Origin of the sequence: Hymenobacter sp., assembly GCF_036388155.1 — a bacterium.
Taxonomy (GTDB): Bacteria; Bacteroidota; Bacteroidia; order Cytophagales; family Hymenobacteraceae; genus Hymenobacter.
The window spans coordinates 1-8,219 of the sequence record NZ_DASVSI010000053.1 but is presented as its reverse complement, the minus strand read 5'-3'; the positions used below and the strand labels follow the sequence as shown (position 1 = coordinate 8,219).

Sequence of the window (8,219 nt, the reverse complement as noted above, 5' to 3'; positions counted from 1 at the left end):
CCTGCAGAGCGCAGCGAAGCATCTCGCTCGGGATAACTAATTACTGATTGCACGCGAGATGCTTCGCTGCGCTCTGCAGGACGTTCTGTTAGTTTACGGTCCACACGCCGCCTTAGCTCACGGCGGGCGCACCGCCAGGGGCCGCGTGGTGCTCATGCACTAACCGGCCCACGCTTGCGGTCTGAAAAAAGCCAGCCTCCACAACGAGGCTGGCTTTTTTTGTGCACACTCAGCACGTTTCAGTGCATGCTGAGCATGACGGATTATAAAACGAAGAAAACCGTGGTTAAAAATCACTGAATCCGTGGTTACTTGCCACGCCACGCCGGCTTTGCGGGCTTTTTATTCTCGTGCCTATGCAGCTTCGCTACTGTTTTCTGCTGATGTTGGGGTGGTGGCTGGGGAGTGGCCAAGTTGCACGGGCCGCCGAGACGCCTCAGGCCCTGCGCGACACGCTGCTGCTCACCAACCCCGAAGGCGCTCATGTTTCGGAGGCTTATCGCTACTTCACCGAGCCCTTTGAGGTGGCCCCCGACCCCGAGCACGCCGAAGCCCAGTGGCGAGCGGGCAAGTTTCGGCCCGGCCCCTGGCACAAAACCCTGAACCTGGGGCTGCTGCACGAGCGGGTGTGGATACGGCTGCCCGTGCGCAACGTGGACACTGAGCGGCTGCGCTTTTTGTGGAGCATTTTCAACTTCACCGACAGCGCTGCCTTGTATTGCCGACGGCTGGGCCAGGCCACGTTCACGCGGCTTGGGGCCGCAAGCTCCTGGGTGCCCGCGGCTGAGCGCGCCTACCCCGCCCGCTCACTCAGCTTCCCGTTCACGCTGGACGCGGGCGCGGCCGCGGTGCTGCTGCTGCGCGTGGATGTGCACTCCGGGGGCATTTACTTGCCCACGTACATCGAAACCGCGGAGCATTTCCTGGCCTGGGAGATGGGCTTTCCCTTTGAGCGGCACTGGGTGTGGCTGCTGGGCTTTTACCTGAGCAGCGCCCTATTCAACCTGGTGCTGTTTGCCTTCTTGCGCGACCGCATTCACCTGTGGTACGTGGCCTACGTGGTGGGCGTGACGGTGTTTTTGATGATGGAAGACGGCTTGGATGCCATGCTGCTGCCGGCGGCCCTGTACCGCGCCGTGTGGTCGGTGGGGCAGTTCAATTGGATACTGCTGGCGGCGGCGGCGGGCATTCGCATCATGCAGCTGTTTTTGCGGCTGCGCAGCGGCCGGCGCCGGCTGTACCAGGCGGGCACGTGGCTGGCCGGCGCGGCAGTGGTGTTTGTGGCCGCGTACGCGGGCCTGTTTCCGTGGGCCGTGCGCCACAACCTGGGCGTGGTGCAGGCCCTGATTACCACCCGCGAACTGCTGCTGGCGGGCGTGTTTGCGTATGGGTGGGTGGTGTTGCTGGTGGGCCTGCTCACGCGGCGTCGGCGGCGCCTGGCCGGGTATTACGCGCTCACCTACTTGTTTTTCTTTGCGGGCTACGCGGTTTTTTGGCTCAACCATTTGGGCTTTAGTAGCTTCAACCCGGTCTACCCCAACACCCTGGCCTGGGGCCTCTTTTTTGAACTGCTGGTGCTCAGCGCCCTGCTCACCGGGCGGTTCCGGCACACCCTGCGCCAGAATGCCCAACTCCGCATTCGCCAGCTGAACCTTCGCAATGCCCAGGGGGCGCGCCTGATTGCAGCCCAAGAGGAAGAGCGGGAGCAACTGGCCCGCGAGCTGCACGACGCCCTGGGCCCCAACCTGATGGCGCTGCACCTGGCCTGGCAAGGCCCAGCCGTGCGCGAGGCGCTAACGAATTCACCGGCTGCAGCCGCGGCGGGCCAGCAGGCCGAGCTGTTGCTGCGGCACCTGCGCGACGACGTCCGCGCCTTCAGCCACGCGCTGCTGCCCGCCGAGCCGGGCCTGGGCAGCCTGGCCGAATCCATCAAAACGCTGAGCGAGCTCATCAATTCGTACGGCAGCCCCTCGGTGCACACGTATTGCGACGAGGGGCTTGATTTGCTGCCCGCGCCGTTGCAGCAGGCCGCCTACCGCATTGTGGCCGAGCTGCTGAACAACGCCGTGCGCCACGCGGGCGCCACCGAAATCCAGGTGCAGGTGCTGCGCCACCCCCACAACCTGGAAGTGCTGGTGGAAGACAACGGGCGCGGGTTTGCGGCCGACACCCCAGCCGCCGGCATTGGGCTGCGGGGCGTGCGCGCCCGCGTCGAGTATCTGCAAGGACGCCTGCACATCGACAGTTCGGCCCAAGGCTCTAGCTTGGTGGTTCAAATTCCCGTTTCGGCCGTTGCATCGGTCAGTAGCCACTAGCCTCCCATCCCCTATGTTTCTACCGTGCCGCCTGCTGATTGTAGACGACCATCAACTGCTGACGCAAAGCCTGGCCGCGCTGCTAGCCGGCGAGCCCGACCTGCAAGTGGCGGCGCAGCTGAACTCGGGCAGCGCGCTGCTGGCGTGGCTGACCCGCGCGCCCTCCCCCCTGCCCGCCGACGTGCTGCTGCTCGACCTGCACCTGCCGCCGCCCGATGGCTTTGCGCTGCTGCCCGAACTGCGGCTAAAATGGCCCAGCCTGCGCGTGCTGGTGTTCAGCACGCTGGCTACGCCCGAGGTCGTGGCCCGCACCCAAGCCGGAGGGGCCAAGGGCTTCGTGCCCAAATCGGCCGATGCCGAGCAGCTGCTGGCCGCCATTCGGGCCGTGCACGCAGGGGCAACGGCATTCCCCAAGCTGGCGGCGGCGGCGGTGCCAAGCCCGGCGGCGGGCTCCTTGCTCAAGCTGCAACGGCTGTCGGCCCGCGAGCGGGAAATCGTGGGCCTGATTTGCGAAGGCCTCACGACCCGCGACGTGGCTCACCGGCTGTCATTGTCTGAATTTACGGTTAGTACTCACCGGCGAAACATCCTACACAAGCTGGAGCTGCATAACGTGGCGGCGCTGGCCCAGTTTGCCCGCGAACACGGACTGTGAAGCGGTGCTTAGTGAAGAATGAGGAATGAGAGCTGGCGCGCGTTTGCAACGCGTGCCGACTATACGGGCGTTTTCAACGCCCCCGGCCGCGCCGTTTGGAGTCGTTCGGGCCTCGTTCACGCGGCGAGCCAGAGGCTCGAAACCAATCGGCACGCGTTGCAAACGCGCGCCAGTCCCCATTCTTCCTTCCTCATTCTTTATTAAGCGCCAACGCCGCGTATTGCCTCGGTGGCTTTGCCGATGTCGACGCTGACTTTTTGCAGGAAGGTGAGCTGTTCGGGGAGGGATTTGTCTTCGGCGGCGACGGGCACAGTGGGTTCGGCGGGGCCCAGCTCCACGGGGGGCGGCGCGGTGTCGGGGGCAATGCGGGCGAGGCTTTTGTGCAGGGCCGCGAGGGCGCTGGTGAGCGCGCGGCGGCTTTCGGGCGTGAAGGGCGGCACGGCGGGGGCGGCCTCGCGCAGGGTGCCGGTGAGGGCGGCGATGTTGGACGAGAGAATGTGGTTCAGCACCACAAACTCGTGGGTTTCGGTGGGGCGGTGCTGCTTCCATTTGGGCTCGGCAAGCATGCGCTGGAAGGCTGCGGCCAGATTGGCGCCGCTCACGTACACGTCTTTGCGCAGCAGGCGGTACTCGTTGGGCGGCAGGGGGCGGCCGGCCAGGCGATTGGCCAGCTGGCGCAGGTAGGCCAGGTTGGCGCGTAGGGCAGCGGCCATGTAGTCGGAGAGCTGCTCCGACTCCCAGCTCGGAAACAGGAAATAGCCCGCCGAAAACGCAATGGCGCATCCCATGAGCGTGTCGACAATTCGCTCCTCTACCACGCCGATGTAATTCAGCCCCAGGAAGCTGAACAGGATGAGCAGATAGGCGGTGAGAAATACCACCGTGACCAGGTATTGCGTGCGCTGAAAGCTGTAGGCCACTATCATGAACACCACCAGCACCCCGAACTGCACCTGCGGCCACGGCACCAGCCAGAGCACGGCCGCTCCCAGCGCGCCACCCGCCAGCGTGCCCAAGATGCGCTCGGTGTTGCGCTGGCGGGTGAGGCTAAAGCCAGGCTTGAGCATGATGGTCACCGTCATCAAAATCCAGTAGCTGTGGGCGCCGCGCCACAGCACTTCGCCCACCGCGAAAGCCACCAGGCAGGCCAGCATCATGCGCACCGAATGGCGAAACACGCCCGACTTCAGGGTAAAATTCTGGCTGAAGGCTTGCGGCTCGATGTTTTGCTGGGCAACGAAGCGGGCGTGCTCGGCGGCGCGGCTGGGCGCGGGCAGCTCGCCGGCCAGGGCCTCGTCGAAGTAGCGGCGGATGTTGTCGAGCCGCCGGATGATGTCGCGCAGGTTGACCAGTATTTTCTTGAGCACACGCGTGTTGGCTTCGGTGGCGGGGTCGGCTTCGAGGGCGCTGATGCGCACTTGCAGGCGGTTCCATTCCGGGGCCAGGTCGGGGCCGTGGTAAAAGCTATTGGCCTGCACGGCCACGCCGAGGTGGTCGAGCTCGGTGGCAATGCGGCGAATGAGGGCGGCTATTTCGGGCAGCACGCCGGTGCCGGCAAAGTTGGTGCGCAGGGCCGCGTAGTCGTAGTAGCCGGCGGTGATGCGCTCGAACAGGTCCACCGTTTCGATGAACGTGAGCACCAGGCGCCGGCCGGTGCTGGTGGTTTCGTTCACGATTTGGCGCGTGCGAAACAGGAAGTCGCGGGTGGCCTCCTGCTTTTCATTCACCACCACTTGCTGGGCCACCAGCTGCCGGTAGTCGTCGTCGAGGGGCGTTTTGGGGTTGTAGAAGCGGGCCTTCAGCTCCAGGAAGCGGGCCAGCTCGTGGATGCACTCGCCCAGCGCCTGCTGGGCCGGGCGGTAGGGCCGTACTTGGTACACCAGCAGGGCCAGCCCCGCGTACCACAGGCCCCCGGCCAGCAACAGCAGCGTGTGCGGCAGCAAATCGGCCAGCGCGGGGGGCTTGGCCAAGAGCAGCACGACGTTGAGCAAACCAGCCGTGCCCACGGCACCGGCTCGCGCGCCCCACACCAAAAACATGGTAAAGAGAAAGGCCAGCACCCCTACTTCCAGCCCCAGCAGCCACACGCTGGCGCTGGCCACGCCCGTGAGCAGGGTGGTGAGCAGCACCAGGGCCAGCGCGGCCAGCATGCCGTTGCGGCGGTGCGTGGGCGGCCCCGGTGTATCGGTCACGCTCACGCACACGGCCCCAGTCGAGACGGTCAGGCCGATGTCGAAGTGCCCCAACTGGGTGAGCAGCAGAGCCGGCAGCAAAATGGCCAGCGTGGTGCGCACCCCGTCGGAGAAGTGCTGCCCCGAAAAGAAGTAATGCAGGCGGCGCGTGTGGGTGTTCATGCAGCCGCAAATAAACAGGCTGAGCTGAACCAGTGCTCAGCCAGCCGCCATATTTAGCGGTGCAGCTCCTCCTGCACCGGCAGGGTGTACCGTTCGCCGCAGCTCAGGATGTGCATCTTGAGGTCGCGGATGGTGAAGGGTTCACCCGCGGGGATGCGGTGGATGTTGGTATCGGTGCAGTCCTGGCCGTCCAGTACGGTCACCACACCGGTGCCGATGACTTCCAGCTCGCGGCCATCGCGCACCACCACGGCGGTGTCCTCCTCCAGGCCCAGGCCGATGCAGCAGGGATTGGTGGCGATAATCTGGGCCATGCGGATGATGCGGCCCCGCGCCACAAAGTGCGTGTCGATGGCCACGTCGTGCATAAACTGCAAGCCCGTCGTGATGTGGATTTCGTCCTTGAGCATGCCTTGGTTGTTGCGGCCCTGGTAAATCATGGGCGTGCTCATGGCAGCTGCGCCGGCGCTGGTGCCCGCAATCACGATTTCGTCGTGAGTGAACCGCTCTTTGAGGCGCTTGAGCCAGGGCGTGCCGCCCAGCAGGGCAGTGAGACGCAGCTGGTCGCCGCCCGTGAACATGAACCCGTCGGCCTCCTCCAGTTGGCGCAGGGACTCATCCTCCTGCCCCTGTTGGCGCGATTGCATGTCGAACACTTCCACCCGGCCCGCTCCCAGGCTGGTGAATAAGTCGACGTAATCCTTGGCGGCTTCCTCCGGCTCTTCCGAGGCAATGGGCAGCACCAGGATGTTCTTGTTGCCCTTCACCTCGTCCACGAAGCGGCGCAAAATGGAATCAGGAGCACTGTTGGCCTCTTCGTCGTAGCCGGGCCGGGGGGCTTTGTCTTCGTGCCCGCCAATGGCAATGAGCACGCCCTTGGGGGGCAGGCAAGTGGTGGCGGTTTCGTTAGGAGCGGGCATTTTGGGTTTGCGGGCGGGCATGGGAAGGGGGCCAAGCTGAAGCTTAGCGAAAAAGGTGAAGCGCCAAGCTGTAGCTTGGCAAGAATGAAGGGAAAGGAAACAGGCGCTGGCGACCGTTTCTCGGACACCTAACGCCACACCCAGGCCGGGCAAAACCCGTGGCCCAGGAAGCAGCAACAGCTTACGCCGGGGCCAAACCAGAGGCGGCCGGTCCGTTCAGGAGTTCGCCCAGCGCCGTGAAGCGCGAGCCGTGGCAGGGGCAGTCCCAGCTTTTTTCGAGGCCATTCCAGTGCACCACGCAGTGCAGGTGGGGGCAAATGGCCGAGCATTCGTGGGTGGCGCCTTTCTCGTCTTTGTAAACCGCCACTTTCAGGATGCCGCGCCGGATGACGGCGCCCGTGCCCAGCGGAATTTCTTCTACCGAACTCACGTCGCCCCCGGTCAGCAAATCGGTGTACTCGATGGCCACGTTCACGTTTTCCTTGATGAACTCCACGGCGCTTTCGCGTCGCAGCGTGACGCGACCAGGGTCGTAGAGCTTGGCCCAGGGGTTGTCGCGGCCCTGTATCAGGTCGGCCACAATCATCGGGCCCAGGGTGCCGTGCGTCATGCCGTGGCCCGAGTCGCCGGTGATGATGTAGACGTTGTCGGCGTCGAGCGGATTGCGGCCGGCGTAGCCAAGGCCGTCGTTGGGCTCCATCACCTGGCCCGACCAACGGTATTCAAAGTCCCGCACCATGGGAAAACGGTCGCGGGTCCACTCTTCCAGGCAACGCAGGTGCGCCTCGGGGTCGGGTTCCTGGCCGGTTTTGTGGTCTTCGCCGCCCACAATGAGCAGGTCGTAATCGGTTTGGCCGCCGCGCGGGCCGGCGGGCACTTCCTGCAGGCGCACGTAGTGGTAGGGGTCGGCCATGTCCCAATACAGGGCTTTGGTGACGGAGCCTTTGGGCACGCGGGCACCCACCACGTAGGTGCGGTACGGGTGCTGCTTGGTGTGCATCACCACCCGGTCGTTGAAGGGCGTGTTGGTGGCCACTACGATGCCTTTTTTGGCCTTTACTTCTATGCCCTCGTCGGTCACTACCCGGGCCGGGGTGCCGCCGTGCACCTCGCTCACGCGGGTGTGGGTGCAGATGCGCCCGCCGTGCAGCACAATGGCTTGGGCCAGGCCGTTGAGGTATTTCAGGATGTGAAACTGGCCTTGGTTGGGCCAGCGCAGGCATTCGCCGGGCTCAAACCCCACCGTGCCGGCCTCGGGCAAATGTTCCACGTCGGCCAAGCCAGCGCGGTGCGCGGCTTCGAGTTCCTGGCGCAGCTCTTTGGGCTTGCCGTCGGCGTGCAGGAAGAGGTAGCCGTCGAGGCGGGTAAACTCGCAGTCGATTTGTTCGGTGAGCACAATCTGCTCGATTTGGTCGATGGCCGCGGAATGACTTTCGGCCGCGAGCCGCGCCCCTTCCTCACCAAACAGGTTTTCCAACGTGGTGTACCGGTCGTCGAGGGCGTAGGAAAGGTGCGCGGTGGTCCGGCCCGATTCACCGCTGGCCAGTTCGCCGTCTTCCAGGAGCAGCACTTTCCGCCCGGCTTTGCTCAGCAAGTACGCCGTAGTCAGGCCGGCAATACCGCCCCCCACCACCACCACGTCGGTGGTGGTATTTTGCGTGAGCGGCTCGAATGTGGGCGGCGTGGGCGCGGTGCCAAACCACGACGAGACGGTAGAACCAGAGGTGCGGGCAGGGTTGGGAAGCTTGGGCATAGAGCGAGGGAAAGGTGAGCGAGATGCTTTCCTTACGCCCCGCAGCGGCCCTGCGTTAGGTCGAGCTTACTTCTGTTTGGCTTAAATGCGTTTACTCACCCAACGTCTTGCGGTGCCCCTTGCCCGTTACGCCTGCAGAACAACCGTCATGCTCATCTGGCGTCCGCGCAGCCGAAGCATCTCTCCTGCAATGGTAAATGAATTACTACCCCACGCGAGATG

Annotated in this window: 5 protein-coding genes; 2 read left to right on the top strand and 3 right to left on the bottom strand. The window is 64.5% G+C overall.

What is annotated here, in order from left to right:
* Positions 1-356: 356 nt before the first annotated feature.
* Entirely contained in the window at positions 357-2,315 is a 1,959-nt protein-coding gene (locus VF629_RS07625) for a sensor histidine kinase (RefSeq protein WP_331057871.1), read from the top strand.
* A 13-nt stretch (positions 2,316-2,328) separates the two neighbouring features.
* On the top strand, positions 2,329-2,970 hold the full coding sequence (locus tag VF629_RS07620) for a response regulator transcription factor (RefSeq protein ID WP_331057870.1): 642 nt from the start codon (positions 2,329-2,331) through the stop codon (positions 2,968-2,970).
* A 200-nt stretch (positions 2,971-3,170) separates the two neighbouring features.
* Here VF629_RS07620 and VF629_RS07615 read toward each other — a convergent pair whose 3' ends face one another.
* The 3 genes from VF629_RS07615 to VF629_RS07605 all read right to left on the bottom strand — a co-directional run bounded on the left by VF629_RS07615 (position 3,171) and on the right by VF629_RS07605 (position 7,997).
* The gene (locus VF629_RS07615; RefSeq protein ID WP_331057869.1) at positions 3,171-5,324 is read right to left on the bottom strand and encodes an FUSC family membrane protein; all 2,154 of its coding nucleotides are present in this window, start codon (positions 5,322-5,324) and stop codon (positions 3,171-3,173) included.
* A gap of 53 nt (positions 5,325-5,377) precedes the next feature.
* Positions 5,378-6,265, bottom strand: coding sequence for a cyanophycinase (locus tag VF629_RS07610; protein ID WP_331057868.1), 888 nt, complete (start codon positions 6,263-6,265; stop codon positions 5,378-5,380).
* 160 nt (positions 6,266-6,425) lie between these two features.
* The gene (locus tag VF629_RS07605; RefSeq protein WP_331057867.1) at positions 6,426-7,997 is read right to left on the bottom strand and encodes an FAD-dependent oxidoreductase; all 1,572 of its coding nucleotides are present in this window, start codon (positions 7,995-7,997) and stop codon (positions 6,426-6,428) included.
* Positions 7,998-8,219 lie beyond the last annotated feature (222 nt).

Coding starts and splice junctions, on each gene's coding strand:
- VF629_RS07625 (WP_331057871.1), top strand. CDS start 357: ATGCAGCTTCGCTACTGTTTTCTGCTGATGTTGGGGTGGTGGCTGGGG.
- VF629_RS07620 (WP_331057870.1), top strand. CDS start 2,329: ATGTTTCTACCGTGCCGCCTGCTGATTGTAGACGACCATCAACTGCTG.
- VF629_RS07615 (WP_331057869.1), bottom strand. CDS start 5,324: ATGAACACCCACACGCGCCGCCTGCATTACTTCTTTTCGGGGCAGCAC.
- VF629_RS07610 (WP_331057868.1), bottom strand. CDS start 6,265: ATGCCCGCCCGCAAACCCAAAATGCCCGCTCCTAACGAAACCGCCACC.
- VF629_RS07605 (WP_331057867.1), bottom strand. CDS start 7,997: ATGCCCAAGCTTCCCAACCCTGCCCGCACCTCTGGTTCTACCGTCTCG.